Below are 26195 nucleotides of genomic sequence, written 5' to 3' on the forward strand. Positions count from 1 at the left end.
GTCAGTGGGTGGACTCCAGCACCTTGGGCTCGGGGCCCTCGGCGGCCGATGCCGGGCGGTCGGCCCGGGCCAGGCGGCTGGGCAGCCAGATCCGCCGGCCGATGTCGAACGACAGCGCCGGCAGCAGCAGCGACCGGACGACGATCGTGTCGAGGAGCACCCCGAACGCCACCACGAATCCCATCTCGGCCAGGAACACCAGCGGCAGGGTGACCAGGGCCGCGAAGGTGCCCGCCAGCACGATGCCGGCCGACGTGATGACCCCGCCTGTGACGGTGAGCCCGCGCAGGATGCCTGGCCTGGTGCCGAGCGCCGCCGACTCCTCCCGTACGCGGTGCATGAGGAAGATGTTGTAGTCCACGCCCAGGGCCACCAGGAAGATGAAGGCCAGCAGCGGGAACCCGGCGTCGGTGCCCTCGAAGCCGAACGCGTGCTTGAACAACAGCGCGCTGGCGCCCATGGAGGCCGCGAAGGACAGCACCACCGTCACCATCATCAGCAGCGGCGCCACGACGGCCCGCAGCAGCGCGATGAGGATCAGCAGCACCACGGCCAGCACGATCGGGATGATGACCTTGTTGTCGCGGGTCGAGGCCTGCTTGGTGTCGAGCGTGACCGCCGTCGATCCGCCGACCTTGGCGTCCGCGCCCGCCACGGCGTGCACGTTCTCGCGCAACGCCTCGATGGTGCGCGCGGCCCCCTTGCTGTCCGCGGGATCCCGCAACGTCGCCTCGAGTTGTACGTGGCCGTTCGCGGTGACGGGCTTGCCGAGTTCGGCAACTCCGGGCGTACGGGTGATGGCCTCGCCCAGCGGGCCCGCGGCGGAGGCGTTGCCGATGACGACCGCCGGGCTGCCGGAACCGGCCGGGAAGTGCCGCGCCAGGACCTCCTCGCCCACGATCGAGTCGGGCTTGTCCACGAACTGACCCGCGTTGGAGAGCCCGTTGGCGTTCAGCGAGCCGAGCCCGAAGGTCAGTGCGATCAGCCCGACCGAGGTGACCGTCCAGATGAGGCGGGGCCGGGCGCTGACCACTCCAGCGACCCGCGACCAGATCCCGTGCTCCTTCTCGAACGAGTCAGGGTTCTCGTACTTGGCGTCGTAGCGGGGGATCAGGGGCCAGAACACCCAGCGGCCGAAGATGACGAGCAGGGCGGGCAGCAGAGTGGTCATGGCCGCGAGAGCGCAGATGACGCCCGCTGCGGCGACCGGGCCGAGGCCCGCGGTGGAGTTCATGTCGGCGAGGAGCAGGCACAGGAGCCCGATCGCGACGGTGGCCGCCGACGCGAGCACCGCGGGGCCGGCGCGGTGCAGGGCGAAGGCCATCGCCTCGTGCAGATCATCGTGCCGGTGCAGTTCCTCGCGGTAGCGGGCCACCAGCAGGAGTGCGTAGTCGGTCGCCACCCCGAAGACCAGGACGGTGAGGATGCCCGCGCTCTGCCCGTTGACGGTCAGGTCGGCGTACTTGGCGAGCAGGTAGACCGTCGACATGGAGGTGCTGAGCGCCGTGACGGCGGTGATGACGGGGATGAGCCAGAGCGTCGGGCTTCGGTAGATGAGCAGCAGCAGGACGATGACGACAAGGCCGGCGGCGATGAGCAGGAAGCCGTCGAGGCTCTCGAAGACCTTGATCATGTCCGCAGCGCCGCCGGCGGGGCCGGTGACGTGGGTGGACAGGCCGGGCGGGCCGCGCTCGGCGAGCGTACGCGCGTCGTCGACCGCCTTGATGAGGTCGACGTCCTTCAGCGGCACCATTGTCTGCAGAGCCTTGCCGTCCTTGGACGGGAACGGGCCCTGCGGCTGTTCGGCACCGGGCAACTGGGCGAATTCACGGGCGTCGGACTGGGCCTTTGCCTGGTCGGCCGGGGTGATGCCGGTCGAGCGCTCGTAGACGATGACCGCGAGCGCTGTCTCGTCCTTGCGGAACTGCTCCTGCAGTTTGATGACCTGGGTCGACTCGGCGCCGGAGGGCAGCCAGGCCGCGGCGTCGTTCTCCTCGACGTCACCGAGCTTGCCGGCCAGCGGGCCGAGGGCGCCGAAGATCACGACCCACAACACCAGTACGACCCATTTTGTCCGACGTCCGGCCGGTATCCCCGCGAAGCGATATCGCTTCTGCGTGGGCGCGACCTTCCCTGAACCGCCCATGTCCTCACTCCCATTTTCGAGATATATCGTAAGCGAGCCTTAGAATGTCTCTGAATCCGAGACTTGTCAAGTACTATCTCGTTAACCCTGGATCAGGAGTTTGTTACGCCTGGTCGCGCGGGACCGGTCTGCGGTCACGGTGAGGGTCACGGTGAAATCGTGCCTTGCGGCACCCGGCGCCGCGTCCTCCAGCGGAAGTGAACGCATGGGGTCCCTGTGGAGTAGTGGACCCCAGAATGCCTACCCCCTACGGACGAGGTGCGCACTCAGCCTTTCGACGTAGGCGCCCGTGCCCTTGATCGACGAGATGACGCTCTGAGACTCTGTGCGGACGTGCGACCTGCGGTGCCACCGGGTGGAGGGCGATTCTTGGCTACGGGTGAGGCCAGGCCGGGCCGGATGGAGGAGGCCGCAGTCGTGGTCGCGGCGCGGGCCGGCGACGAGACCGCGTTCGGCCGTCTCTTCGAGGACTACCGCCGGGAGCTCCGGGTGCACTGCTACCGCATGCTCGGCTCGTTCGAGGACGCGGAGGACCAGGTGCAGGAGACTTTCCTGCGGGCCTGGCGCAGACGGGAGAGCTACGAGGGACGCTCCACCTTCCGCGCCTGGCTGTACCGGATCGCGACGAACGCCTGCCTCGACTTCCTGGACCGCCACCCGCGTCGGCCCCGTCCACGCCAGGAGCCGGTGGTGGCCAGTGTCGGCGCCGGGTCGGCGCTCCGGACTCAGGTCCACTGGATCCAGCCGTACCCCGACCGGCTGCTCGAACCGGCGGCCCCGGGCGACGCGGAACCGGACGCCACGGTCGTCGCCAAGGAGACGATCGAGCTCGCCTTCCTGGTCGCGATCCAGCACCTGCCGCCGAGGCAGCGGGCCGTGCTGATCCTGCGCGACGTGCTCGGCTGGTCGGGACAGGAGACCGCCGACCTGCTCGAGGTGAGCATCGCCACGGTGAAGAGCGCGCTCCAGCGTGCCCGGCCGACGATGCGGGCGCATCTGCCGGAGCGGCGGACGGATTGGGCGCCGTCGGCAGACCCCAGCGCGGACGAGCGTGCGTTGCTGCAGCGCTATATCGACGCCGTCGAACAGGCCGACCCGACCATCCTGGCCGCGCTGCTGCGCGAGGACGCCGTACAGACGATGCCACCGGAGCCGATCTGGATACTGGGCGGCGAGGCCATCGTGGAGGGTTGGCGCTGGGCCATGGTCGGCCCCGAGGCGTGGGGCGACTGGCGTGTTCTGCCCACGTGGGCGAACCGGCAGCCCGCCGCCGCGGCGTACCTGCGGCGCCCGGGTGAGGCGCTGTTCAGCCCGTCGTGGCTCGGCGTGCTGCGGGTCGAGGACGGTCTGGTCGCCGAGATCACGACGTTCGGCGAAGGCGTGTTCCCGCTGCTCGGGCTGCCCGCGACACTCTGAGACCACCTGCTCGGAGAAAAGTTCGGGGAGACCGATTCCTCTTTCGCGGTCGTGCCGTCTCACCGCTGAACACGTCAGCCTCGAGAACGGAAGCGATCATGGAGCGACTGCAGAAGCAGGTCCAGGAGGCCATCGACCGGCTGGTCGAGTCGGGAGGCGAGACGGGACTGCAGGTGGCGGTCTACCGGCACGGCGAGCCATTGGTCGACGCGGTCGCGGGTGTCGCCGACCCGGCGACCGGGCGCCCGGTCACCTCCGGAACCCCCTTCTTCAGCACCTCGGTCGGCAAGGGCGTCACGGCGACCGTCGTACACGTGCTCGCCGAGCGAGGCGCGCTGGACTACGACACCCCCATCGCCCGCCTGTGGCCGGAGTTCGGCGCCCACGGCAAGCAGGGCGTGACCGTACGACACGCGCTCGCCCACACCGCGGGAGTGCCCGGGCTGCCCGCCGACACCAGGCCCGAGGACCTGTGCGACTGGGACAAGATGTGCGCGGTGATCGCCGACGCCGAGCCCTGGTGGGAGCCGGGCACCCGGACCGGCTACCACGCCCAGTCGTACGGTTACATCCTCGGGGAGGTCATCCGCCGCGTGACCGGGCGGCCGATCTCCCAGGTCCTGCGCGAGGAGGTGGCAGGGCCGCTCGGCGTCGCCGACGAGTTGTACTTCGGCGTTCCGGAGCCGGAACTGAGCAGGCTCGCAAGGCTCGAGGAGGCGTCCCGCGAGGGCGAGCTGCCGGAGATGACGGCCGAGATGCTGCAGGAGATCCCGTTCTTCAAGGTCGTGCACGGATATACGGCGGCGCCGCTGGCGGTGCTGCCCGGCGCCGCCTACGGCAACCGCACCGACGTGATGACCTCCGATATCCCCGCGGGCGGCACCATGTCCGCGCGGGCGGTGGTGCGGATGTACGCGGCGCTGCTGGGCGAGGTGGAAGGCGTACGGCTGATCAGCGGTCCCCGGCTGCGTCAGGTCACCGCCGTCGCGGTCAGCGGCGTCGACGAGCTCACCGGGTTCCCGTGCAAGAGAGGGCTCGGATACGACATCGGCCTGCCCTCGCCGGGCGCGCCCGAGGCGCCGACGGTGTTCGGGATGGGCGGCAGCGGCGGTAGCGCCGCGTACGCCGACACGGCCACCGGAGTGGCGTTCGCCCTCACCAAGAACCGGATGACCGCAGGGGAGTTCGCCGTCGTCGCGGAGATCGGCGGGATCGTCGCCAAGGCCGTCGCCGACGGCTGAGGCCGGGCATGACAAGGGCCGGGTCCGGTGCCGTCATGGCCCGGATCCGGCCGTGCCGAGGATCAGGCGACCTTCTCGGAGGAGGAGGACGAAGAAGACGACGAGGACGAGGACGAACTCGTGGAGTCGCCGGAGCCGCTCTTGGTCTCGGACTTCGTCGACTCGGACTTCTTGTCCGACTTCTCCGAGCCGCTCGCCGCCGTGGACGAGGAACTCTTGCCGCGGCTGTCGGTCCGATAGAAGCCGGAACCCTTGAAGATGATGCCGGCGGCGGAGAACACCTTGCGCAGGCGGCCGCCGCACGTCGCGCACTCCGTCAGTGGGTCGTCGCTGAACCTCTGTACGACCTCGAGCCGCTCGTCGCACGCGGTACATGCGTACTGATAAGTCGGCACGGGCTCCTCCTAGCTGCACACAGCCCGCTCGGGCTGGCACTCTCATCTAACGGCTGCTAATGGTACCCGCGGAACCGTGGCCGGTTACTCACCCGTCTCACCGAACCAGCCGGCCAGCTTGCCGCGTCGGCTGATCGCACGCAACCGCCGTTCCGCCTCGTCGCGTACCGCTGCGGTCGTGACGACGAGCAGTACGTCGCCGCCCCGGATCTCGTTCGTCGGACCGGGAACGAAGCTGCGCCCGTCTCGCACGATCAGTGTTATCGATGCCCCTGTGGGCAACCGCAGCTCGAAGATCTCAACTCCGCTGAGCTGGGAGTCCTGAGGGACTCGGACCTCCAGCAGGTCGGCCTTGAGCTCTTCCAGCGGCGCGGCCTCGACCTCCAGTTCTCTCGGCTCACCGGTGACCGTGACCCCGCACCACCGCGCGGACAGCGGCAATGTGGGCCCCTGGAGCAGGGTGAACACCACGACCACGACGAAGACGAGAGCGAACAGCCGGTACGCCCCGGGGACGTTGTTGGTCATCGGCACGGTGGCCAGCACGATCGGCACTGCGCCTCTCAGGCCGGCCCACGACATGAACGTTTTCTCGCGCCAGTTGATTCCGAACCCCGCTGTGGAGATCAGCACGGACAACGGTCTGGCCACCAGGACGAGCACGAAGCCGACGACCATCCCGGGCAGTACCTGCTCGGGCAGATCCGACGGCGAGGCGAGCAGGCCGAGCATGACGAACAGCCCGATCTGGGCCAGCCACGCGAGCCCCTCCGCGAACCCGCGGGTCGCCGGCCGGTGCGGGAGCCTGGCGTTGCCGAGCGCCAGTGCGCACACGTAACAGGCGAGGAAGCCGCTGGCGTGCAGCAGGGTGGCGGCGCCGTACGAGCCCAGTGCCAGCGACAGCACCGCGATCGGATAGAGACCTGACGCCGGCAGGGCCACCCTCCGCAGGGCGTAGGCGCCGAACGGGCCGATCAGCAGGCCCACCACAGCACCGACCACGAGCTCGTACGCCAGGATCGCCAGCATCGACCACAGACCGGGCGGGTGGCCGTGGGCGGTGCTGAGCATGATGACGACGATCACCACGGGGGCGTCGTTGAAGCCCGACTCGGCCTCGAGGATGCCGGCCAGGCGGCGCGGCAGCGGAAGCCGCCGCAGCACGGAGAACACCGCCGCCGAGTCGGTCGGTGCGAGCACCGCGCCGAGGAGGAACGCCAGCCGCCAGTCGAAGCCGATCAGCCAGTGGCCGGTGACCGCCACGACGACGATGCTCACCGCCGTGCCGACCGTGGCCAGTGACAGGGCCACCGGAATGCCCGGCCGTACGTCCTTCCAGTTGGTGGTGAGCCCGCCCTCGGTCAAGATGATCACGAGGGCGGCCATGCCGAGGGTCTGGGCCAGTTCGGTGTTGTCGAAACGGAGCCCGAACCCGGATTCGCCCATCAGCAGGCCGAGACCGAGGTAGGCGAGGAGGCTCGGCAGGCCGATCCGGTACGACAGCCGTACGGCGACGATCGCCACGATCACAAGAGCGGCGCCCGCGAGCATCCACACGTCGAGCCGCACGCACACCGCCCCTCAAACCCGCTGCGATCACTGGTTGTAGCGATCCTACAGATTTGAGTGTGTACTGCACACTTGTAGTAAAGCGACGGCAGCTCAGGCGGCAGGCCGCCGGAGCGGGCGCCGGTGGTCACGCGGACCATCCGGGTCAGCCGCCGCCAAGCGGTTCCGCAGGCCATCCGGCCAGGTGGAGAGATCGCCGAGCCGTCAGCAACAGCCGAGCCGTCAGGAACAACTGCATGATCACGGCAGAAGAACCTCCGCCGTGATCATGCAGTTGTTCGCTCCCGCCGGCATCCCATCGCGGAGCCGCCGGGCCGTCCCCGCGGGTGATCTGCTCGTGGAGCCGCCGGGCCGTTTCCGCGGGCGATCTGATCGCGGAGCCGTCGAGCCGTCGAGGTGTTGGGCCGTCCGTGCGGGCGGTCCGATGGGAAGCGGCCGAGCTGCCCCTAGGTCATTCGGCCAGGGAGCCGTCGGGCAGCCGCCGGTGGATCCGGGGTGCCACGTCGTTGACCACATTGATGACCGGGGCGCCGTTGACCGCCGCGGCGATGTTGGCGGCGACCTGCGACAGGATGTTGAGCTGGGCCTGCCCGGTCGCGCCCGCCACGTGCGGAGAGAGCAGCACGTTCTCGTGCGAGCGCAGTGGATGGTCGGAGGCGAGGGGCTCGGGCTCGAAGACGTCCAGCGCGGCCCCGGCGAGCCGACCCGAGTCCAGCGCTTCGAATACGGCCTGGTCGGGGGCGATCCCGCCTCGTGCCACGTTGACGAGGAACGCCCCCTGCGGCATCAGCGCGAGCCGTTCCGGGCCGAGCAGCCCCACGGTCTCGGGCGTACGGGGCAGCGCCACGACCAGGATGTCGGACCAGCCCACCAGCTCGTCGAGGTCCAGGTAGGCCGGGGACACGTCCGGGCGCCGGCGCCGTGACCAGTACGACACGGTGCAGCCCAGTGACTCGAACATCCGGGCCGCCTCGGCTCCGATCGCGCCGTAGCCGAGGATGCCGACCCGCTGGGTGTGGATCTCGCGGGTGCCCCGGCCCAGCAGCTCGGACTGCGACCACGAGCCCGCGCGCATCCGCCGGTCGCCCCAGATGAGGTGACGGCACAGCGCGAACGCGGCGGCCACCGCCCACTCGGCGACCGCGCGGGCGTTGGCCCCGGCCGTGTTGGCGACCGGCACCTTCGCCGCCGTCAGCGCCGCCAGGTCGCAGCTGTCCACGCCCACCTGCGGCATCTGCACGAACGCCAGCCGAGGGGCGGCCGCGACCGCGTCCGCGTCCAGCGCCAGGGCGCCCGTGAAGTCACCGATGATCAGCTCGGCCTCGGCGAGCGCGGCGTGCAGCCCCTCACGATCCCTGGTCTCGGGAACGGACACCTCCGCCGCCAGGTCGGCGAACATCGGCCGGAAGATCGCCGCGTCGAGCGGGGGGAGCGCCAGAATCCGCCACGGACCGTGAGCCATGCACCATTCCTACCAGAGGCCGCTAATCGGACATTCGCTGGACCGTCGGCGAATCGCGGGCTCAGGGGAGGCGGCGGAAACCGCCCGAGGGAGTGACGACGGCGCTGAGCCGCCGGTCGTGCGGCGCGGCCGGCAGGGCGTCGACGAGCTCGGCGTCGTACACCAGACCGACCGTGAGGATCTGCGGGCCCACGCGTGCGAGCGCGCGGTCGTACGACCCGCCGCCACGGCCGAGCCGCATCCCGGAACGGTCGACGGCGAGCGAGGGAACGATCACGACGTCGGCGGCCTCGACCGCACGCACCCCGCGCGCCTCGGCGGTCGGCTGGAGCAGGCCGTGCGGGCCGGGCACGAGCGAGTCCGGGCCCTCGTAAGTCGCCCAGTCCAGGTCACGGTCCGGCAGCAGCCGGGGGAGCAGGACGTACGTGCCCCGCTTCCACAGGGCGAACAGCAGCCCGCGGGTGTCGGGTTCGTTGAGGAGCGAGGCGTACGCGGCCACGGACGCGGCCATCTCGACCTCGGGCCGGGAGAGCAGCGCGTCACGGATCGAGCGGGCCGCGGCGGCGCGGTCCTCGGCGCTCAGCAGACCACGCGCGGTCAGCAACGACGTACGCCACGCCGCCTTCTCGGCGTCGACCGAAAGGGCCGCCCCCGTGGTCGTTCCCGCCGATGTTTCGGCCTGCCGATCAGGGTCGTGCACGACTCTCCGCCTCCTGGTGACTAGGGTCGACGCATGGCCGACTTCACACCGGTACTCAAGGCGGTCGTCCCCGCGGCCGGCCTGGGAACCCGTTTCCTCCCCGCCACGAAGGCGACCCCCAAGGAAATGCTGCCCATCGTCGACAAGCCCGCCATCCAGTACGTCGTCGAGGAGGCCGTGTCCGCGGGCCTCACCGACGTGCTCATGGTGACAGGACGCAGCAAGCGTTCCATCGAGGACCACTTCGATCGAGCCTACGAGCTCGAAGAGGCGCTCCACGCCAAGGGCGACGACGAAAGACTCGAGGCAGTGCGTGAGTCGAGCGAACTCGCGATCATGCACTACGTCCGCCAGGGCGAGCCCAAAGGGCTCGGGCACGCCGTCTACTGTGCCCGCCAGCACGTCGGCCGCGACCCTTTCGCCGTCCTGCTCGGCGACGACATGATCGACGCCCGTGACCCGCTGCTGACCCGGATGATCGAGGTGCGCAACCAGCACGGCGGCAGTGTCATCGCGCTCATGGAGGTCGAGCCGGACCAGGTCTCCTCGTACGGCTGCGCCGCGATCGCGCCGACCGGCGAGGACGACGTGGTGAAGGTGACCGACCTGGTCGAAAAGCCCGACCCCGAGGACGCGCCCTCCCGGTGGATCATCATCGGCCGCTATGTCTGCGACCCCGCGGTCTTCGACGTACTCGAGAAGACCCCGCCCGGGCGCGGCGGCGAGATCCAGCTCACCGACGCCCTGCGCACGCTCGCCGGCATGGAGCCCGAAGACGGCGGGCAGGTGCACGGTGTGCTGTTCCGCGGCCGCCGGTACGACACCGGCAACAAACTGGAGTACCTCCGCACCGTCGTGCAGTTCGCTTCGGAACGCCCTGACCTGGCACCCGAGTTCATGCCATGGCTCCGCGAGTTCGTGGCGGCGCACGAGGGCTGAGCACGGGACCTGAGTACGGGGCCTGAGCTGAGACGGCACCACCACGATCAGGAAGCCGACACGAGGAGATGAGCAGGCGATGAAGAGCGTCGAGGAGCACCTCGCCGGGATCCTCAACGCGGTGCCGCTGCTGGCGCCGCTCGACATCGCCCTGCTCGACGCCGAGGGCACGTCGCTGGCCGAGCCGGTGACGGCGCCGGTCCCGCTGCCGCCCTTCGACAACTCGGCCATGGACGGTTACGCGGTGTGCGCCGCCGACGTGGCGGCGGCGTCGCCCGAACGGCCGGCCACGCTGCCCGTCATCGGCGACGTCATGGCGGGCGACCAGACCATCTCGGCGATCGAGCCGGGCCTGTGCGCCCGGATCATGACCGGCGCGCCGATGCCCGCCGGAGCCGACGCGGTCGTCCCGGTCGAATGGACCGACGGCGGCACGGTCCAGGTGAACATCTCGCGTCCCGCGCCGCCCGGGCACTACATCAGGCGGGCCGGTGAGGACGTGCGCGCCGGCCAGGTGGTGATGGAGCCGGGCGTACGGCTGGGCGCGGCGCAGCTCGGCATGCTCGCCGCCGTCGGTCGCGGCCGCGTGCCCGTACGGCCCAAACCACGCGTGGTGGTCATGTCCACGGGCAGCGAGCTGCGCGAGCCCGGCACGTCCCTCGCGCCCGGGCAGATCTGGGACTCCAACAGCTTCATGCTCGCCGTCGCCGTCCGCGAGGCCGGCGGTGTCGGCTACCGGCAGGCGACCGTGGTGGACGAGCCCGACAAGGTGCTGGAGACGATCAAAGACCAGCTCACGCGGGCCGACGCGATCATCACGACCGGCGGCGTCTCGATGGGCGCCGCCGACGTCGTCAAGGACGTGCTGTCGGGGCTCGGCAGCATGGAGTTCAGCAAGGTCGCGATGCGCCCCGGCCGGCCACAGGGGTTCGGTCTCATCGACGGCATCACGCCGATCTTCACCCTGCCCGGCAACCCGGTGAGCGCGTACGTCTCCTTCCAGGTGTTCGTACGGCCCGCCCTGCGCGTCATGCAGGGCCTGCCGCCGGATCCCCTGCCCACGGTGTCCGCCGTGCTCACCCAGGAGATCAGGTCGCCGCGCGGCGTCAGGCACTATCTGCGCACCCGGCTGAACCGCCCGCGCGGCGGCGGCGAGGACCAGCGCTACGCGGCCAGCCCCGCCGAGGGCCAGGGGTCGCACCAGCTCGCCGCGCTGTCGTCGGCCGACGGGCTCATCGTGGTGCCCGAGGACGTCGAGCGACTCCCGGCGGGGGCCAGGGTCGACGTGATGAGGCTGCCATGACCGGAGGTGACGAGGTGGCCATGACCACTGGACCGGAGCGGGCCGGCAACGGCTCCTTCAGCCACCTGGACGAGTCCGGGGCGGCCCGGATGGTCGATGTGTCGGCCAAGGCTGTGTCGGTCCGTACGGCGACCGCCACCGGCTTCGTACGGCTGTCGCCGGACTGCGTGGCGGCGCTGGGCGAGGGCGACGTGCCCAAGGGGGACGCCCTCGCGGTCGCCCGCATCGCGGGGATCCAGGGCGCGAAGAAGACGCCGGATCTCGTGCCGCTCTGCCACCCCATCGCGCTGCACGGCGTCTCGATGACGCTCGAGGTGCGGGATGCCGGGGTGGCCGTCACGGCGGTCGTCCGTACGGCCGACCGGACGGGTGTGGAGATGGAGGCGCTCACCGCGGTCTCGGTGGCCGGGCTGGCGCTGATCGACATGGTGAAGGCCCTCGACCCGGCCGCTGTGATCACAGACGTACGGGTCGAGGAGAAGACCGGCGGCAAGACGGGCACCTGGCGCCGTGACGGCTGACGCGGCGCGCACAACCTCGTGATCACGGCGGTGGAAGGGTGAGGCACACATGATCCGCGCGATGGCGCTCTCGGCGTCGAACCGGGCGGCGGCCGGAGTCTACGAGGACCGGTCCGGGCCGGTGCTGGTCGAGCTGCTGAGAGAGGCCGGCTGTGAGGTCGAGGGGCCGTTCGTGGTCCCCGACGGCGAGCCGGTCTTCGAGGCTCTGAGGGACGCGGTCGAGGCCGAGTACGACCTCGTGGTCACCACGGGCGGCACGGGTCTGACCCCGACCGACCAGACCCCTGAGATGACCCGCAGGGTTCTCGAACGGGAAGTGCCCGGAATCGCCGAGGCCATAAGGCTTCAGGGCCGCGAGAAGGTCCCTGCGGCGATCTTGTCTCGTGGTCTCGCCGGCGTTGCCGGAAGGACGCTCATCGTTAATCTGCCGGGCTCCACAGGTGGTGTACGTGACGGTATGGCCGTGCTGGGTCCGGTCATAATTCACGCGATCGACCAGATCCATGGCGGAGATCACCCACGTACTGATTGAGCTGGTGTCAACATTTGATGGCGTCCTGCCCACAGAGCAGGCAATCATGGGATTTGTGGAGCGTATGCGGGGTTGGCCGGTCACCTTGACGGAGGGCCTAGTCGGGCTTCGGCCATTGCGGATTCGAGACGCCGCCACGTGGCGGGACATGCGGGTGCGCAACGCCGAGTGGCTGCGGCCATGGGAGCCGACCAATCCCGAGACCCCGCTGTTTCGCAGTGGCCTCGGGCCGTACATGGGCATGGTGCAGACCATGCGCCGCGAGGCGCGGCAGGGGCTGGCCCTGCCCTGGGTCGTGACCTACCAGGGAGACTTCGCCGGCCAGCTCACCGTGGGTGCCGTGGTCTGGGGCTCTGCCAGGTCGGCGCAGATCGGCTACTGGGTCGACCGGCTCGTCGCAGGCCGCGGTGTGATGCCGACCGCGGTGGCCATGGCGGTCGATCACTGCTTCTTCACGGTCGGCCTGCATCGCGTCGAGGCCAATATCCGGCCCGAGAACACCGCGAGCCGCAGGGTGGTGGAAAAGCTCGGGTTCCGGGAAGAGGGAATTCGGCGCCGGCAGCTTCACATCGACGGCGCCTGGCGAGATCACATCTGTTACGCGCTCACCGTCGAGGACGTTCCCGGCGGCTTGCGAGCGCGCTGGCTCGCCAAGAGTAGACAGGCATTTCCGCGGTCCTCTTCATCTCCGTGAACTTCTGCGATCAACAGAGATTTGGTAAACAACGGGTCACCTTGCGCCCGATCTCGCGACACACCGCCCCTTATGCTCGTCAACCGCTGACACCGGGTCCTACCGTGCGGGACGTGAGCCTACGTGCGCCCAAGGTCAACTCGCGTCCTTGGCGCGCCCAAGAGGTGGGCCTGTGAGCAGTACCCTCCTCTATCTCGCCATCGTCGCAGTGTGGGCAGTCGTCCTCGTACCCATGTACCTTCGGCGTGACAGCGACAACGCGGGCATCTCGCGGTTGCTGCACCGCCGGTCCGGCATGGCCGAGCCGGGCACCGGCGACACGCTCACCGAGACGGTGACCCGCACCATGACCGAGACGACGGTCGGCGACCGGGCCGACTCCTCCATGGCGTACGAGCCGGCCGGGCACGGCGACCCCCCGCCGGCGCTTGAGGAGATCTTCGAAGAGGACCTGGACGTCCCGGCCCGGCGGGGGGTGAGCCGAGCCACCGTGATCGCCCGCCGCCGGCGCCGCACGTTCCTGCTCACGGTGGCGAACCTTTCCGCGATCGGCGTCGTGGCGAGCGGGCTCGCACCCTGGTGGGTGGCGCTGCCGCCGGTCGGTCTGCTCGTGTTCCATCTGGCGCTGCTGCGGGTGGCGGTCGGCATGGACGCCGTACGCCACGAGCGGCTGATGCGGGCACGCGCCGAGGCCCGAGCCGAGGCGCGCGTCGCGGAGCAGGCCCGGCGCGCTGAGGAGGCCGTCAAGGCGCAGATCATCGATCTCGCCGAGCGGGCCCGGGCCCGTGACGTTTTCGATCAGCACGCGAAGCGTGAGGGCGACGAGGACGACGTCGCGCGCGCCGTCGGGGACTGATCGGGGCGTGATCATCCAGTGCACGGGACCTGTCCGCCGGCCCTGCCGGGGTTCGGCCGAGCCCGGCTCACGAGCCGACCGGGCCGGGACCCTTGCGGGACCGATCTTGACCCCACCGGGCGGAAAGCGATGCGCGAACATCCTCGAACCTTTGCTAACCTTGCTGAGTCCTTGGGGATGTAGCGCAGTCCGGTAGCGCACCTCGTTCGCATCGAGGGGGTCAGGGGTTCAAATCCCCTCATCTCCACCAAGGAGCGTCCAAGACGCCTAGGCGCCCACCTGTATCTGTGCAGGTGGGCGCCTTGTTTTGTTGATCGCCGCTGTCCGGCTCTGTCCGGCCGTCGTCGGTCCGCGACGGGTGCTTGTGCCGAATACGTGCCGAAGTCTCGCGGCAGTGGCCGAGGGCCGCGTCAGCAAGTCGATTCTGCGGCGGGATCTCCGGTCTCCAAGCCTCGGAAGAGGCGCTCTCGCCGAAGCCGCATCCACTCGGGCTCTTCGCGGGTCGGGCGCTGCTCACGTAGCGCTCGCAATAGACGCCGTGTGTGGCCCCGCAACAGGTATCCCAGCGGTGTCAGCTCGCGGCGCATCGCAAGCAGGCACATCTTCAGCTCGGGCTCGTTGTCGTAGGGGTAGTACGCCGCCCTCGGCACGTCCTCGTCTGCGGAAATGGGATTCGTGCGCCATGCTGCGCCTCGATAGGGACCTCCGAGCTGCCGTGTTCTGGCAAAGAGGTCGGAGTACGCTTCCGCGACGACAGGCGAGTGCATGTTCAGGAGCGTCTGGTGATAGTTGAGCTTGGCGATGACCTCGCTGATCTTCTCAGCAAGCGTGGCTCGCACCTCGGCCTCAGAGCTTCGCCGGCGCCTGATGGCATACGGTAACTCTTCGTAGTCGTGGATGGCCTGTAGCGCCGTAGCGTAGGTCTGGATCTTGATTTCTCGACGTTTGATATGCAGGTTCAACCAGTAACCGATCAGTGCTACGCCGGCAGTGACCACACCGAGCGCAAGCGTTATTCGGCTGCCTGTGTCCATAGCTGCAGCGCTGGCGGCGCCGATCCCCTTTCTGCCGGAGTCTGGGTTCACGCTGTGGAGCGCGGTTCCAGGTAGGCGGGTTTCCGGGGGAGCATCTCCCAGACTCCGGCTAGCCGCTAGTGCCGGGTTGGTGGAGTTCTGTTACCTACGAGCGGAGGGCTGCGGAGATTCGCTGCTTTGCGGCTTCGTACTGTCCGACGAGGCACTTGGCGTAGATCCGGAGTAGGACGGCGACGCTGTGGCCGGCCCACTCAGCTACCTGGGTGGGTGCGACTCCGCCGTTGAGCCACGTGGACACGCAGGCGTGGCGGAGATCGTAGGGCCGGCGGGCGAGCGGAGAGGCGTACTCGTCGGCCGTGAGAGCGGCTCCACGGGCCCTGTCCCATGCGCGGTGGTAGGTGCTCGTGGGCAGCTCTCCGCCCCGCACGCCCCAGAACAGACGCTTGCCGGGGCCGGTGCCGGTCTCCTCCAGATGGCTCCGTAGAAGCCGGGTCAGTTCTGGTGGACATGGGACGGTCCGTGTCGCGCCTTCCGGCCGGTGCTTCAATCCGCGGCGTTCCCGCTGGGCGCCGTCGTCGGTCCAGGCGCCGCCGATGTCGGGTGGTGCGTTGCCGAAGTGCAGTTCTCCCCAGTTGTCGGCCGGCTCCTCCCATTGCTCGGAACCCTTATTCCAGATCAGCGGTGGGAGGATGATGTTGTGCTCGCGGAGGTTGACGGCCTCCTCCGGCCGAAGACCGGAGTAGTACATCACTCCGAAGAAGACGACGAGCCGGGACCGCTGGTGCGTTGGTCGCGGACGGCGTCGAGCAGTGCTCGCGCTTGGGTGGGATTGACGACACAGCGGCGATCGACTTCGTGTGAGGCTTTCGGCGCCATCCATACGAGATCCTTCACCAGGTTGGCCGCGGACGGACAACCGGCCGGAATGGAAGGTACCCAGCAGCTGGCCCACCGCCAATATAGAGCTCACCCGGGATAGCTGGCTCTTCCATCGCGGCCACCTACTGGGTAACCAACTCGGCGGGAAACGCCTACAAAACAACCTCATCACGCAGTTCCAGCGGTCCAACAACAGCCTGCAGAAACCAGTGGAGAACAGGGTCGCCAATGCTGTCGGGGTGCAGGGAGAGCAGATCTACTACTACGCGATCCCGGTATACTCCGACTTGCCCTCGCCAGCCGATCCCCACCCGGACAAGGTGGGACCCTCGGGCTGGCCGGGGGCGCTTCCCAGCATCGAATACGCTATGCCCAACAAGGTCTATCTCGTTGCACAAGGAACCAACGGCTTCTTCCTGGATGCATGCATCCCCAATACCCAACACCCGGAGGCAGTGGTCACCTATGACGATCCCTGCGTCGCTTGAGCAACTCATCGGCCACCCGGCGGCAACCCCCACAACCCCGGACTGGGACGAGATCTACAGCGAATACGGACTCGTATTCCCCCCGGACTACCAAGTGTTCGTCGAGCGCTACCCGCCTGTTGAATTCTACGAGTTCCTGGTCGTTTACCACCCGACTGCCCCTAGATGGAACCTGTTCAGGGGGCTGAGACCCCAAATCGAGGACGCCAAAGAGTATCTCCAACGTACACGGCGGTCCGCCGGAGGGTTCGACCCGCAGACGGGCCTGACCATCCCCGCCGGCCCTCCGGTCGACTACTCGTTCTATCCGGAACCGGGTGGGCTGGTGCCATGGGGAGTGACCGTAAACGGGCAGAAATGCCTCTGGCTCACCCATGAAGACCCCGAACGCTGGACCGTCGTGATAGCGGACGACTATCTCGGCTGGTGGCATTACCGAGGGCCGCTGACCCACTTCCTGCGAGATATCCTCGCGGCTAGATTCATCTGCCCTATCTTCGGGGATCACTTCCCCGAAGAGTGGGTTGACTTCGACATAAAGCAGAACACTGATCAAACCCCCCCTAAGTGGTAGGCGTACGGCACGGAAGGCAGCTCCAGTCCCGAAGGCGACAGGTTCTTCAGCGAGGTTCAGGCACAAGCCACCCCCAGCATCCGACTTCCACGAGGAGATCGGTTACGTCATCGAGGTGATGTAGCGCAACCTTGCCGGCAACGCCACCCCGCCCACTGCGGTGAACACCCCTGTTCGTTTCAGCCGCGGGGTGTTCATGTAAGCGTCTCGCAGGCCCCTGGCTACGATCATCGCTCTCGCCCCTGCGGATCCCTGGTCCTCATGCCTCGGTCCCGGAACCGAGCCAGCACCGTGGTCGCATTGACTCCCATCCGCTCCCCGATCCGCGCCAATGACCAGCCGGCCTCGTAGAGGCTCACCGCTTCGTCGGTCTGTTCCGGAGAGAGGCCACGCCTGCGCATCGGTACGTGATGGCGGTGAAGGATCTCACTGACCGTCTGCCGCGAGATGCCAAACCGTTCGCCCAACTCGTAAACCGTCGCCCCAGCCTGATAGCCCTCGATGAGCTCCTGTACGTGATTGCCATAGAGCTGTCGCGCTCGGCGTGGCTTCGGGCGGTCGATCGTCGCACGACGTGCGTCGTGGCGTCAGGCAGCTTCTTGAGCAGGGCTTCCAACGCGATGACCTGGTCCTTCGGGTTGTAATAACGTCCCCTAATCTCCACAAGGTCAGAGGCCGGTTCCGATCAAGGAACCGGCCTTTTTCGTCCTGGTCGACCTCGACGTCGAGGTCGACCAGGACACCTGCGTGGTCGCTGAGCCAGACGCCGTCGACCGGGCGGTCGACGACCAATCGCGCCGCCACGATCCGTGCTCGTCCCTGCGGATGGGCGTGCGCGGATCCGACGAAGACGTAGTCGATCCGCTGGCGGTGCGCCAAACGTTCCCTGGCCTCCTCGGCGTCCAGCCGCCACGGCGACGTCGGGGTGATGAACGGCTGCTCGCTCACGCTGGGCACCCGCACCGAGACGGCGAGCGTCCACCAGTGGAGATCGGGGACGTCGGCCGGCCTCCGCTCAAGGATCTCGGTGACGCGGTGCGGCCAGCGGGTGGCCACCGCGGTACCGCCGTGCCGGTCGGCGTCCGGGGGACGGTGGTCGATCGATCACCCCGGCCTGGTGCGTCGTGTGCACCAGCCCCGTTCCGGCGACCAGCTCCGCGAGCTGGTCGCGCCGGTCCGGGTAGCAGACCTCCTGGAAGGCCACCAGATCGGGTGCTAGGCGCCGAAGCTCCTGGTTCAACAGGCCGATGCGCCGGGGGTCGCCCTCGTCGTTCCACACGTTGAGCGTCAGCACTCGCAGGCGCATCGAGTTCCCTCTCGTCCCCGGCGGACCCGAAAAGGATCAGCGCACGGAGATCCGCGACTGCGGCGACCCGCCAGATCGGCCGGCCAGCCGGGGATCTGGTCCCAGCCGGCTTGGCGGATGCTGAGGCCGAGATCAACCCCACCCCTCGGATCGCCATCATCAATCTCATGGCGTACTTCGTTGTCCATCGTGCCGTCGACGGTCAGCCACTGTCGGGTTTCCATAGCACCCGATATCAGGTCTCTTCGGAGGGATGGCTCATGTCGAATGACCGTCACGGACTCATCTTGCCGAGTCAACACAGTTCGGCACATCGGAGTTTGTGAAGGCAGCGAAAGATTGTGCCGTGGCCGTTGGGCCTAGCGTAGGCCCTGGCCGGTGGCAGGTGATCTTGGAGGGCTTGAGCGGCCGTTTTGCCGGTCGCCTGGCGTTCCACGATGTCCGAGACGTGACGAGACAGCCTCTAGTCGGCCGCCTACGTGATGGCGACCACTCACAAAGCGGTCTGCCGCGTGGCCCAGGAACCCTGCGCGAAACCGGCAACCGGCCCTCAAGGCGTGACGGCGGCCGAGCAATCATCCAAGCCATCATCAAAGCCAAACCTCCGATACGTATCATCCAACAAAAGCACCGATCGATTGAGTGACGAAGAATTCATCAACGACGACGAGGCCAGGATCGCGCGATATCAGACTCACTGGCAGATAATAAAATAATGGATGGAAGAAGAGGGGCTTCAATGGATGAAGCAGAAGAACGGATCATGGGACGATTATCCTAAAAGTGACAATGACTACGGAAAAGCGCTTCTGGAGATAATGCGTCAATTCAAAAGCAAATCCGGTACACACTCCTCAGTGAAGGAGATGGAGCGCGAGGAATATGTCGATGCGAGTGTGAGGTATTATATTGATGAGGCTCAGAGAGAAGCGGCCGTCATTTGGGCGATACAACACATGGAGGGCGGACGGGATTTCCCCGACGGGGTCGAGCAGCTTAACTACGATCACGGCTATGAGAGTGGAGTCAGATACGCCGAGAGGATGGCTGCCTACTGGGGTCAACCCCTCAGTGATGCCGAAAGGGATAAATCGGGCCACGAACGCGGACAGGATGACGTCGAGTTTGCGGATACGGACAGTCTGCGTAAGAAGTTCGAGGATGAGTGGGACCGGCACAACCCCAAGCGCGGGTGGCGTTGCCTATGGGCGTGGCACTGCGGCTGACCGCGGGCGATCACCCTCCGCCACAGCCTCCGCCACCGCAACCACTACCGCAGCCGCCTCCCCCACCGTCACCTCCGCAGTCGCCCCCGGATGAGCTCGCACCACCGACTCGCCGGCCGCGGCGAGCACGAGCCGGGCCACCGACGGCAGGGACGGGCCTGGCCCGGCCCCTCGCCCGAACAGATGCCGCCGGACCGCGAATGGGTTCCCGTTCGCGTGACGCCGCGCCGGGTCAGCCGGTGAAGGACTGGGGGCCGAAGCGGCCCCAGGCCACGAAGGCGGCCAGGGCGAGCAGGGCCAGGTTCACCACGATCGCCTGGGCCTCGTGACGGCGGAGGTGCGTGATGCTCGCGCCGACCATCAGCAACATCAGACCGACGGCGGCCAGCGGCACCAGAACCGGCGCGATGTCGAGCGCGGCGGGCAGGATCAGGCCCACCGCGGCCAGGACCTCGAGGATGCCGATGGTCTTGACGGTGCCGGTGCTGAAGTCTTCGACGGCTCCCATGCCGGAGGCGGCCAGCTTCTCCTTGGTCCAGGTCAGCTTGATGGCGCCGCTGGCCAGGAAGGCCAGGGCCAGCAGTTCCGCAATGATCCACAGAGCGATGTTCACGAGGTTCTTCCTTGCCGGGGGTGAGCGACCGGACGCTGAGCTTTCCTGTTCGCGGGATGGTGTTCGTCTCAGCAGTACGACGACGCGACCGCTTGGAATGTGAGGCGACGCGCCGGCCCCACAGTTCGGTGCGCTGTCTCGTCGAACCGGTGAGGGCAGATGCGGCCAAGGGAGCCGTCGGCACCATGAGCATCCGATCCGAGCCAGGAGACGGTCGGCTCGATTCGGGCCTGAGCGCGATCTGAGCGAGCGGCGCCAGCTGATCAATCTCGCGTACCGGCTCCTCGGCTCTCTGGCCGATGCCGAGGATGTCGTACCAGAGACCTACGCCCGCTGGTACACCATGTCCCGACAGCAGCGGGAAGCCCGGTCTGGTGGCTCAGCAAGAGGGCGTCACCGTGGTGGTGATGGCGTTCGACGTCGCAGGCGACCGGATCAAGCACATCTGGGCGGTATGGAACCCTGAGAAGCTCCGGCCCTGGGCGACGGGCTGATGCGCGTCTCCTGAATGAGAAGGTGCGCTTGGCGATGCCCTCGGCAGGGGCCGCCTGGCGATCTTATAGGCATTGACTTATATAACTTGGTACTTGTAGTGTCCGGTTCTTCGCTACGCCTTGGGAACCGAACACCAGGAGAAGTTCGTGATCGACGTAACGCAGCAGATCAATGCCGTACGACGGAGCGTGGGCGCGCGCGTGATCGAAGCGGGCGAGATGCGCGTGGTGACGGTCAGTCAGACGTACGACTCGACCGTCGAGGACGTGTGGGACGCCTGTACCAATCCCGAGCGCATCCCGCGCTGGTTCCTGCCCGTCTCGGGGGAGCTCCGGCTGGGCGGCCGGTACCAGCTCGAGGGCAACGCGGCCGGCACGGTCGAGCGGTGCGATCCGCCGAAGGGCTTCGCCGCGACCTGGGAGTACGGGGGCGGCATGAGCTGGATCGAGGTGAGCCTGTCCACCGATATGGACGGCCGGACCCGATTCCAGCTCGAGCACCTCGCAACCGTCGGAGATGAACAACACTGGGATGAATTCGGCCCCGGTGCGGTCGGCATCGGCTGGGACATGGCCGTCATGGGCCTCGCCCTGCACATGGCCTCGGCGCATCCAGAAGATACCGAGGTGGTCAACGCCTGGTTGGCCGGTGACGAGGGCAAGAGGTTCCTGACGCTGAGCGGCGAGCGCTGGTACGAGGCGGACGTCGCGGCCGGCGCCGACAAGGCCAAGGCGCGGAGCGCGGCGGACCGCTGTGCGGCCGCCTACACCGGCGCATTTCCCGGCGAGGAGCCCACCGGATCCGAAGGCTGAGCGCGAAGGTCGCCGGCGGACCTCGGATACCGTTGCCGCCTCGGCTGTGGCCGCCACTACGGTTCGGGCCGTGAGCTCAGTGGTGACGTTCCCGCGTGTGATCCCCTGGTCTCCATCCGCCGGATGGGAAGCCGCCGGGTCACCGGGCCGTGATCTCGAGCTCGTCGAGGTGGCGGGTGATGATGGTGCGCATCCGCTCGGGTGTGGTCAGGTCCGGCCGCATGGCCGCGTGTACGGCCAGCCCGTCGATCAGGGCGTGCAGTCGGTCGGCCTCGAGCTCGACATCGAGTCCGGATCGGCCGGTTCCCGTGAGCCTGCGGACCATCGCTCGGCAGCCGTCACGAAGAGTGTCGAAACTGCGATCTTTCAGGGCGCGTAGCTCGTGGTCCACCATCGCGCGAGCGGTGAAGGCCAGCCATACCTCGTTCTCCGCGCGGCGTTCGGCGTCCATGGGCAACAGCTCGGCCAGTACCCGCTCGGCCTGCCGCCGGGGTTCCGGTTCGGTGTGCAGCGCCTCGATCCGAGCCTCGATCCGGTCGATGATCAGTTGTAGGGCGAAGATCATCAGCTCGGACTGCGTGGCGAAGTAGTGCCGCAGTGACCCCATCGACAGGCCGGCCTCGCGGGCGACATTCCGGACCGACGCGTGATCCAGGCCGTTGCGGCGGATCACCCTCCACACGGCCGCTGCCAGCTCACTGCGGCGCTCCGCAGGGTCCACCACCTTGGGCATGGGGTCTTTATAGCACGCCTGTGCTACTTTCCGAGGTAGTAGCACAGGCGTGCTACAAAGCCTTCCGCTCCCTTGGAGGACGGACATGACGTTGCTCCGATCTGACAGCAGGCCGGTCTCCCGGCTGTGGCTGCCTGCGACCGATGGCTCGGCGCCGGCCGTACCGCGACAGCGCAACCGCGGGCGTAGCCGCCCACGGCTCGTCCTCGTCGTGGTGATGGCGGCCCTGCTCCTGCTGATGGGATGCGCGTTCACCCTGCTGGCGGCGGTGCAAGCCGACTCCGGCGGTTACTTCAGCACCGCGGCCCATCGCTTCACCACGCCCACCGCGGCGCTGAAGTCCGACGAGATCGAGGTGGGCTCGACCTCGGCTCAGGCGGCGGATCCGAGCACTGATATCGGTGAACTGGCCCGGGTCCAGGTCGTGGTGCGAGCCGCGAACCCGCACACCCACATGTTCGTCGGCATCGGGCCCAAGGACGACGTCGAGGCCTACCTTCGCGGCAGTTCCTATGACGAGTTCACCTCGGCCGAGCTCAACCCGTTCCGCGCCGCCTTCCACCGAGTGCCGGGAACCGCCAACGCCCGGAATCCGGCCGATCAACCGTTCTGGGTGGCGACCTCTGCCGGCGCCGGTACCCGAACGCTGACGTGGAACAAGACCCACGGCGCCTGGTCCGTCGTCATCATGCGCCTTACCGCCGAACCCGGCGTGGACGTGGACGCCTCGATCGGGCTGCGATTCGCATTCCTGCTCCCGTCGGGGATCGCCATGCTCACCGGCGGTGGGCTGTTGCTCGCCTTCGCCTGGACTCGACGCCGCAGGACCAAGCGGCCTGCCGAAGGCCCGCGAGCATCCGATCAACAGCCGTGAGCCTCGTCGTGGAGGGCGGCTCTGGGCTGGTCGCCGGCATGTCCTGTTACCGTCCAGGATCGTGGCGCATTTCCTGACCCTCGTACTCGTCGATGAGGCCGATCCGGATCCCCTCGCGCGAGCCGAGCAGCTGATGATGCCGTTCTGGTCCCGTGATCTCCTCGACGAGGAAACCGGCCGCCGGATTCCGAACGTCAAGTGCGACGGCTTCGTGGTCGGCGGCAGATACGACGGTGTCATCTGGGGCAAGGAACAGCACTACAGCCTCCCTCCCGAGCAGTACCGGGAAAGATACGGTCTGGACGTCGTGCGGCCAGAGGACAACCTGCGCCCCGTCTCGGAACTCGTCGACGACCTCGTCCCGTACGCGGTCATCACCCCCGACGGCCGGTGGTCCGATCGTGAGGGCACGCCGGAACAGGCCTGGCGAGACGCCGTGCGTTCCCTGCTCGCAGAGCACCACACGCGAATGGCCGTGGGCATCGACTGCCATTGCTGACCACGTCATCGTGAGCGCCGCCCGCGAGCTTCGCGAGGACGGGCGCGCGTCTCACTCGTCCGAGGGAGGCGGGCCGGGGAACCGGTTGGAATACTGCATTCATGCTGGTAGATCGGGTTCGCCGGAGATGGACGGAGATCACGGCGCGTCTTCGGCAGGGCAACACCTACGTCGTCGACACCGCCGTGGCGGCCGCCGTCGCCGTTGCCGTGATGGTGCAGTTCCTGAACGCTCCACCCGGTGGGGTGACGAAGCTCGGCATACTGCTGAACGCGGGCACCGTGGTGCCCCTGATCTGGCGGCGGCGAATGCTCGCCACCGTGGCGATCACCATACTCATCAGCGGCATCCTGGTCTCGATGCACCACCGGCCGGGTCAGATGCTGCAGTACGGCGGGTTGGTGGTCATCTACACCATCGCCGACATGGGCCGGGTCTGGCAGCGCCGAGCCGTCCTGGCGGTGATCGTCATCGCCATCCCGCCCGGCGCGTGGCTGAAGGGCAACACCGCGCCCGAGTTCATGTTCAGCCTCCTGCTGCCGCTGACCGCGTACCTGCTCGCCTCCCTCGCGCGGACCAGCCGGGCGCGCACCACGGCCCTCGAGGAGCGGGCCGCCCAGCTGGAACGGGAGCGGCAGGCCGACGCGGCGCGGGCGGCGGTGGCGGAACGGGCCCGGATAGCCCGTGACATGCACGACGTGCTCGCCCACGCGGTCAGCATCATGGTCGTACAGGCCGAGGCAGGGCCGGTCGTCGTACGGAGCGATCCCGCCCAGGCCGAGCAGACGTTCGACGCGATCGCCGGCGCGGGGCGGGACGCCATGCTGCAGCTGCGCCGCATGCTGGGCGTGCTCAAGGAGGAACAGGACATCGGGGTACGGGAGCCACAGCCCACCGTCGCCTCGATCGCCGAGCTCGTGGCCCAGGTGGAGCACACGAACCTGCGCGTCGATCTGCGGGTCGACGGCGAGCCCCGACCGCTGCCGCCGGACGTGGAGGTCGCCGCGTACCGCATCGTGCAGGAGGCGCTGACCAACACGGTGAAGCACGCCGCCGCGCGGTCCGCCGCCGTACGACTGGAGTGGAGCCGCGACGAGCTGGTGGTCACCGTCACCGATGACGGACGGGGTACGGGCGGCGCATCGGACCTGGCGCAGAGCGGAGGGCACGGGCTGATCGGCATCCGGGAGCGGGCCGCGGCCTGCGGTGGTGCCGCCGAGGCGGGGCCGGCGCCGGGAGGCGGCTTCCAGGTGACCGCCCGGTTGCGATACGCCGGGCCGGATCGGCACGCCCCGCCCCGTGCGCAGACCGGCAGGGCCGCGTGAACGGCCGCGACGGGTCGGCCTCGGTGATCCGCGTGGTGCTGGCCGACGACCAGGAACTCGTACGCAGTGGCTTCGCGATGATCCTCAACGCGCAGCCGGACATCGAGGTCGTGGGCGAGGCCGCCGACGGCGCGGCGGCGCTTCAGGCCGTACGACGCAGCGAGCCCGACGTGGTGCTCCTCGACATCCGGATGCCGGGGATGGACGGCATCGAGGCGGCGAAGATCGTCTGCGCCCAGACCCGCTGCCGGGTCATCATGCTGACCACCTTCGACCAGGACGACTACGTGTACGACGCGCTCTACGCGGGCGCCAGCGGGTTCCTGCTCAAGGACGTCCGCCGCGACGACCTCGTCCACGCCGTACGGGTGGTCGCCGCCGGGGAGTCGCTGCTCGCGCCGACGGTGACGCGGAGGCTGATCTCCGATCTGACCCGGGACCGCCCCCGTGAGGGACGGCCGCCCTCGGAACGGCTGGCGGTGCTGACCGCCCGGGAGCTGGAGACGCTGAAGCTGCTCGGGCGGGGGCTGTCCAACGCCGAGATCGCGACCGCCATGGTGGTCAGCGAGCACACCGTGAAGACGCACGTCAGCAACGTGCTCACCAAGCTCGGGCTGCGCGACCGCGTGCAGGCGGTCATCGCCGCGTACGAGGCCCATCTGATCCGGCCTGGTTGAGCTGTTCTGGCTGAGCCGTTCTGGTAGATCTGGCCCGAGGCCTCTTTCCGCGCTTCCTTCGCCATGTCTCTCCCGCTCCCGCCTGGCCCCGGCCCTCCCTCGCGAGAACGAGACGCGGGCCCGGTCTCACCCGCGCCACCGAGGGGCAAAGACCGCCCGAGACGGCGATCACACGAGGGCCGCGTGTCCGGAGGATGGGGACATCGACCGATGTCCGGCCTCCTGGAGTGATGCACGTGAAGATCAAGCCGTTCGACCGATCCTGGGGCACCCGCCGCGAGGCCGTGACCCGGGCGGCGTTCCTCGTCGCGCCACTGCTGATGCTCGCCTACGGGCTGGTCCGCCTGCTCGACGGCCTGGACGGCACGCACGGGCCGGGACTCGCCTGGACGGTCGGGCACGTGCTCTTCCTCGGCGGCCTGCTGCTGTTCACCGTGGTGATCGACGGTCTGCGCCGCCTGGTGCCCGCGACCAAGGCGGTGCACAGGGTGGTCGCGACCGTGGCCGCGGTGGTGGGCTATGCCGGTCTCGTGGCCTTCGTGCGGGGAGTGGTCGTCGACATCATCGTCGGGCTCCAGGCGGCCGACCGCCCGGAGATGAGCAGGCTGTTCGCGCAGTACGACGGCGATCCGCGGGTGGTGCCGGCCGTCTTCTACGAGGCCGGGCCGATCCTGTTCGAGGTGGCGATGCTCGTACTTCTCGCGCAGCTCGCCGCCGCGGGCCCGCGACTGCTGCCGGTCTGGAGCCCTGTGGCGTTCCTCGCCGGTTTCGGCGTCATCGGAGCCGACCTGAACCTGCTGCCGCTCGGCGCCGCGCTGTTCTGGCTCGCCCTGGCGCCGCTCGCCTGGCGGCCGGAGCGACGCGCCGACCCGGTACGGGTCGTCAG

At 68.4% G+C, this 26195-nt stretch carries 27 protein-coding genes and 1 tRNA gene; 18 read left to right on the forward strand and 10 right to left on the reverse strand.

Annotated features, from left to right (window positions below; all coding sequences use genetic code 11):
* Position 1 precedes the first annotated feature (1 nt).
* The gene (locus HKK72_RS22250) at positions 2-2146 is read right to left on the reverse strand and encodes an MMPL family transporter (protein ID WP_187236346.1); all 2145 of its coding nucleotides are present in this window, start codon (positions 2144-2146) and stop codon (positions 2-4) included.
* A gap of 369 nt (positions 2147-2515) precedes the next feature.
* On the opposite strand from HKK72_RS22250, the gene HKK72_RS22255 reads away from it, so the two are divergent.
* Positions 2516-3562, forward strand: a complete 1047-nt coding sequence (locus HKK72_RS22255; RefSeq protein WP_261987066.1) for an RNA polymerase subunit sigma-70 — start codon at positions 2516-2518, stop codon at positions 3560-3562.
* 98 nt (positions 3563-3660) lie between these two features.
* Positions 3661-4803 carry a serine hydrolase domain-containing protein gene (locus tag HKK72_RS22260; RefSeq protein ID WP_187236347.1) on the forward strand — a complete coding sequence of 381 codons (1143 nt, stop codon included), beginning with the start codon at positions 3661-3663 and terminating at the stop codon, positions 4801-4803.
* 62 nt (positions 4804-4865) lie between these two features.
* Here HKK72_RS22260 and HKK72_RS22265 read toward each other — a convergent pair whose 3' ends face one another.
* The 4 genes from HKK72_RS22265 to HKK72_RS22280 form a co-directional block, all read right to left on the reverse strand.
* Positions 4866-5198, reverse strand: a complete 333-nt coding sequence (locus tag HKK72_RS22265; RefSeq protein ID WP_187236348.1) for an FmdB family zinc ribbon protein — start codon at positions 5196-5198, stop codon at positions 4866-4868.
* An 84-nt stretch (positions 5199-5282) separates the two neighbouring features.
* Positions 5283-6767 carry a potassium/proton antiporter gene (locus HKK72_RS22270; protein WP_315987387.1) on the reverse strand — a complete coding sequence of 495 codons (1485 nt, stop codon included), beginning with the start codon at positions 6765-6767 and terminating at the stop codon, positions 5283-5285.
* Positions 6768-7218: 451 nt separating this feature from the next.
* Entirely contained in the window at positions 7219-8229 is a 1011-nt protein-coding gene (locus HKK72_RS22275; protein WP_187236349.1) for an NAD(P)-dependent oxidoreductase, read from the reverse strand.
* 61 nt (positions 8230-8290) lie between these two features.
* Entirely contained in the window at positions 8291-8929 is a 639-nt protein-coding gene (locus tag HKK72_RS22280; RefSeq protein WP_187236350.1) for a 5-formyltetrahydrofolate cyclo-ligase, read from the reverse strand.
* Positions 8930-8962: 33 nt separating this feature from the next.
* Between HKK72_RS22280 and galU the strand changes: the two genes are divergently transcribed.
* From galU to HKK72_RS22315, 7 genes are all read left to right on the forward strand, one after another.
* Positions 8963-9868: a UTP--glucose-1-phosphate uridylyltransferase GalU gene (galU, locus tag HKK72_RS22285; RefSeq protein WP_187236351.1), complete on the forward strand. Its 906-nt coding sequence runs from the start codon at positions 8963-8965 to the stop codon at positions 9866-9868.
* A gap of 79 nt (positions 9869-9947) precedes the next feature.
* Positions 9948-11171 carry a gephyrin-like molybdotransferase Glp gene (gene glp, locus HKK72_RS22290; RefSeq protein WP_187236352.1) on the forward strand — a complete coding sequence of 408 codons (1224 nt, stop codon included), beginning with the start codon at positions 9948-9950 and terminating at the stop codon, positions 11169-11171.
* Positions 11172-11191: 20 nt separating this feature from the next.
* Complete coding sequence (gene moaC, locus HKK72_RS22295; protein WP_187236369.1) at positions 11192-11692, forward strand: cyclic pyranopterin monophosphate synthase MoaC; 501 nt, start codon at positions 11192-11194, stop codon at positions 11690-11692.
* A 49-nt stretch (positions 11693-11741) separates the two neighbouring features.
* Complete coding sequence (locus HKK72_RS22300) at positions 11742-12224, forward strand: molybdenum cofactor biosynthesis protein B (protein ID WP_187236353.1); 483 nt, start codon at positions 11742-11744, stop codon at positions 12222-12224.
* 64 nt (positions 12225-12288) lie between these two features.
* Positions 12289-12918 carry a GNAT family N-acetyltransferase gene (locus tag HKK72_RS22305; protein ID WP_187236370.1) on the forward strand — a complete coding sequence of 210 codons (630 nt, stop codon included), beginning with the start codon at positions 12289-12291 and terminating at the stop codon, positions 12916-12918.
* A 172-nt stretch (positions 12919-13090) separates the two neighbouring features.
* Complete coding sequence (locus tag HKK72_RS22310; protein ID WP_187236354.1) at positions 13091-13774, forward strand: hypothetical protein; 684 nt, start codon at positions 13091-13093, stop codon at positions 13772-13774.
* 173 nt (positions 13775-13947) lie between these two features.
* Positions 13948-14024: transfer RNA gene (locus tag HKK72_RS22315), tRNA-Ala, on the forward strand.
* A gap of 160 nt (positions 14025-14184) precedes the next feature.
* On the opposite strand, the gene HKK72_RS22320 is transcribed toward HKK72_RS22315, so the two are convergent.
* Together HKK72_RS22320 and HKK72_RS22325 are read right to left on the reverse strand one after the other, a co-directional pair.
* The gene (locus HKK72_RS22320; protein WP_187236355.1) at positions 14185-14859 is read right to left on the reverse strand and encodes a hypothetical protein; all 675 of its coding nucleotides are present in this window, start codon (positions 14857-14859) and stop codon (positions 14185-14187) included.
* Positions 14860-14953: 94 nt separating this feature from the next.
* A complete protein-coding gene (locus HKK72_RS22325; RefSeq protein WP_261987067.1) occupies positions 14954-15556 on the reverse strand; it encodes a tyrosine-type recombinase/integrase in 603 nt (200 codons plus the stop codon).
* A 109-nt stretch (positions 15557-15665) separates the two neighbouring features.
* Here HKK72_RS22325 and HKK72_RS22330 point away from each other — a divergent pair, with 109 nt between their 5' ends.
* Both HKK72_RS22330 and HKK72_RS22335 read left to right on the forward strand, forming a co-directional pair.
* Complete coding sequence (locus HKK72_RS22330) at positions 15666-16175, forward strand: DNA/RNA non-specific endonuclease (protein WP_187236356.1); 510 nt, start codon at positions 15666-15668, stop codon at positions 16173-16175.
* Complete coding sequence (locus HKK72_RS22335; protein WP_187236357.1) at positions 16153-16749, forward strand: hypothetical protein; 597 nt, start codon at positions 16153-16155, stop codon at positions 16747-16749. Before HKK72_RS22330 ends, HKK72_RS22335 begins: the two co-directional genes overlap by 23 nt.
* Positions 16750-17764: 1015 nt before the next feature.
* Here HKK72_RS22335 and HKK72_RS22340 read toward each other — a convergent pair.
* Positions 17765-18055: an endonuclease/exonuclease/phosphatase family protein gene (locus HKK72_RS22340; RefSeq protein WP_187236358.1), complete on the reverse strand. Its 291-nt coding sequence runs from the start codon at positions 18053-18055 to the stop codon at positions 17765-17767.
* 719 nt (positions 18056-18774) lie between these two features.
* On the opposite strand from HKK72_RS22340, the gene HKK72_RS22345 reads away from it, so the two are divergent.
* Complete coding sequence (locus HKK72_RS22345) at positions 18775-19281, forward strand: hypothetical protein (RefSeq protein ID WP_187236359.1); 507 nt, start codon at positions 18775-18777, stop codon at positions 19279-19281.
* 232 nt (positions 19282-19513) lie between these two features.
* On the opposite strand, the gene HKK72_RS22350 is transcribed toward HKK72_RS22345, so the two are convergent.
* Positions 19514-19894, reverse strand: coding sequence for a DoxX family protein (locus HKK72_RS22350; protein WP_187236360.1), 381 nt, complete (start codon positions 19892-19894; stop codon positions 19514-19516).
* 641 nt (positions 19895-20535) lie between these two features.
* Between HKK72_RS22350 and HKK72_RS22360 the strand changes: the two genes are divergently transcribed.
* Positions 20536-21201: an SRPBCC family protein gene (locus HKK72_RS22360; protein WP_187236361.1), complete on the forward strand. Its 666-nt coding sequence runs from the start codon at positions 20536-20538 to the stop codon at positions 21199-21201.
* A gap of 139 nt (positions 21202-21340) precedes the next feature.
* On the opposite strand, the gene HKK72_RS22365 is transcribed toward HKK72_RS22360, so the two are convergent.
* Positions 21341-21934, reverse strand: coding sequence for a TetR/AcrR family transcriptional regulator (locus HKK72_RS22365; protein WP_187236362.1), 594 nt, complete (start codon positions 21932-21934; stop codon positions 21341-21343).
* 85 nt (positions 21935-22019) lie between these two features.
* On the opposite strand from HKK72_RS22365, the gene HKK72_RS22370 reads away from it, so the two are divergent.
* From HKK72_RS22370 to HKK72_RS22390, 5 genes are all read left to right on the forward strand, one after another.
* Positions 22020-22808 (forward strand): hypothetical protein, encoded by a 789-nt coding sequence (locus HKK72_RS22370; protein ID WP_187236363.1) that lies wholly within the window; start codon positions 22020-22022, stop codon positions 22806-22808.
* Positions 22809-22869: 61 nt separating this feature from the next.
* A complete protein-coding gene (locus HKK72_RS22375; protein WP_187236364.1) occupies positions 22870-23307 on the forward strand; it encodes a hypothetical protein in 438 nt (145 codons plus the stop codon).
* A 101-nt stretch (positions 23308-23408) separates the two neighbouring features.
* Positions 23409-24632: a sensor histidine kinase gene (locus HKK72_RS22380; RefSeq protein WP_187236365.1), complete on the forward strand. Its 1224-nt coding sequence runs from the start codon at positions 23409-23411 to the stop codon at positions 24630-24632.
* Entirely contained in the window at positions 24629-25309 is a 681-nt protein-coding gene (locus tag HKK72_RS22385) for a response regulator transcription factor (protein ID WP_315987388.1), read from the forward strand. The genes HKK72_RS22380 and HKK72_RS22385 overlap by 4 nt, the downstream gene beginning before the upstream one ends.
* Before the next feature lie 236 nt (positions 25310-25545).
* A partial coding sequence (locus HKK72_RS22390) for a hypothetical protein (RefSeq protein WP_187236366.1) occupies positions 25546-26195 on the forward strand: 650 nt, incomplete at its 3' end.

Origin of the sequence: Actinomadura sp. HBU206391 (genome assembly GCF_014323665.1) — a bacterium.
Lineage (GTDB): Bacteria > Actinomycetota > Actinomycetes > Streptosporangiales > Streptosporangiaceae > Actinomadura_C.

Excerpts from the sequence above, each read along its gene's own strand:
- HKK72_RS22305 (WP_187236370.1), top strand. The coding sequence starts at position 12,289 with ATGCGGGGTTGGCCGGTCACCTTGACGGAGGGCCTAGTCGGGCTTCGG.
- HKK72_RS22325 (WP_261987067.1), bottom strand. The coding sequence starts at position 15,556 with ATGTACTACTCCGGTCTTCGGCCGGAGGAGGCCGTCAACCTCCGCGAG.
- HKK72_RS22345 (WP_187236359.1), top strand. The coding sequence starts at position 18,775 with ATGGAAGAAGAGGGGCTTCAATGGATGAAGCAGAAGAACGGATCATGG.
- HKK72_RS22335 (WP_187236357.1), top strand. The coding sequence starts at position 16,153 with ATGACGATCCCTGCGTCGCTTGAGCAACTCATCGGCCACCCGGCGGCA.
- HKK72_RS22260 (WP_187236347.1), top strand. The coding sequence starts at position 3,661 with ATGGAGCGACTGCAGAAGCAGGTCCAGGAGGCCATCGACCGGCTGGTC.
- HKK72_RS22275 (WP_187236349.1), bottom strand. The coding sequence starts at position 8,229 with ATGGCTCACGGTCCGTGGCGGATTCTGGCGCTCCCCCCGCTCGACGCG.
- moaC (WP_187236369.1), top strand. The coding sequence starts at position 11,192 with ATGACCACTGGACCGGAGCGGGCCGGCAACGGCTCCTTCAGCCACCTG.
- glp (WP_187236352.1), top strand. The coding sequence starts at position 9,948 with ATGAAGAGCGTCGAGGAGCACCTCGCCGGGATCCTCAACGCGGTGCCG.
- HKK72_RS22250 (WP_187236346.1), bottom strand. The coding sequence starts at position 2,146 with ATGGGCGGTTCAGGGAAGGTCGCGCCCACGCAGAAGCGATATCGCTTC.
- HKK72_RS22365 (WP_187236362.1), bottom strand. The coding sequence starts at position 21,934 with ATGCCCAAGGTGGTGGACCCTGCGGAGCGCCGCAGTGAGCTGGCAGCG.
- HKK72_RS22380 (WP_187236365.1), top strand. The coding sequence starts at position 23,409 with ATGCTGGTAGATCGGGTTCGCCGGAGATGGACGGAGATCACGGCGCGT.
- HKK72_RS22300 (WP_187236353.1), top strand. The coding sequence starts at position 11,742 with ATGATCCGCGCGATGGCGCTCTCGGCGTCGAACCGGGCGGCGGCCGGA.
- galU (WP_187236351.1), top strand. The coding sequence starts at position 8,963 with ATGGCCGACTTCACACCGGTACTCAAGGCGGTCGTCCCCGCGGCCGGC.
- HKK72_RS22370 (WP_187236363.1), top strand. The coding sequence starts at position 22,020 with ATGACGTTGCTCCGATCTGACAGCAGGCCGGTCTCCCGGCTGTGGCTG.
- HKK72_RS22340 (WP_187236358.1), bottom strand. The coding sequence starts at position 18,055 with ATGCGCCTGCGAGTGCTGACGCTCAACGTGTGGAACGACGAGGGCGAC.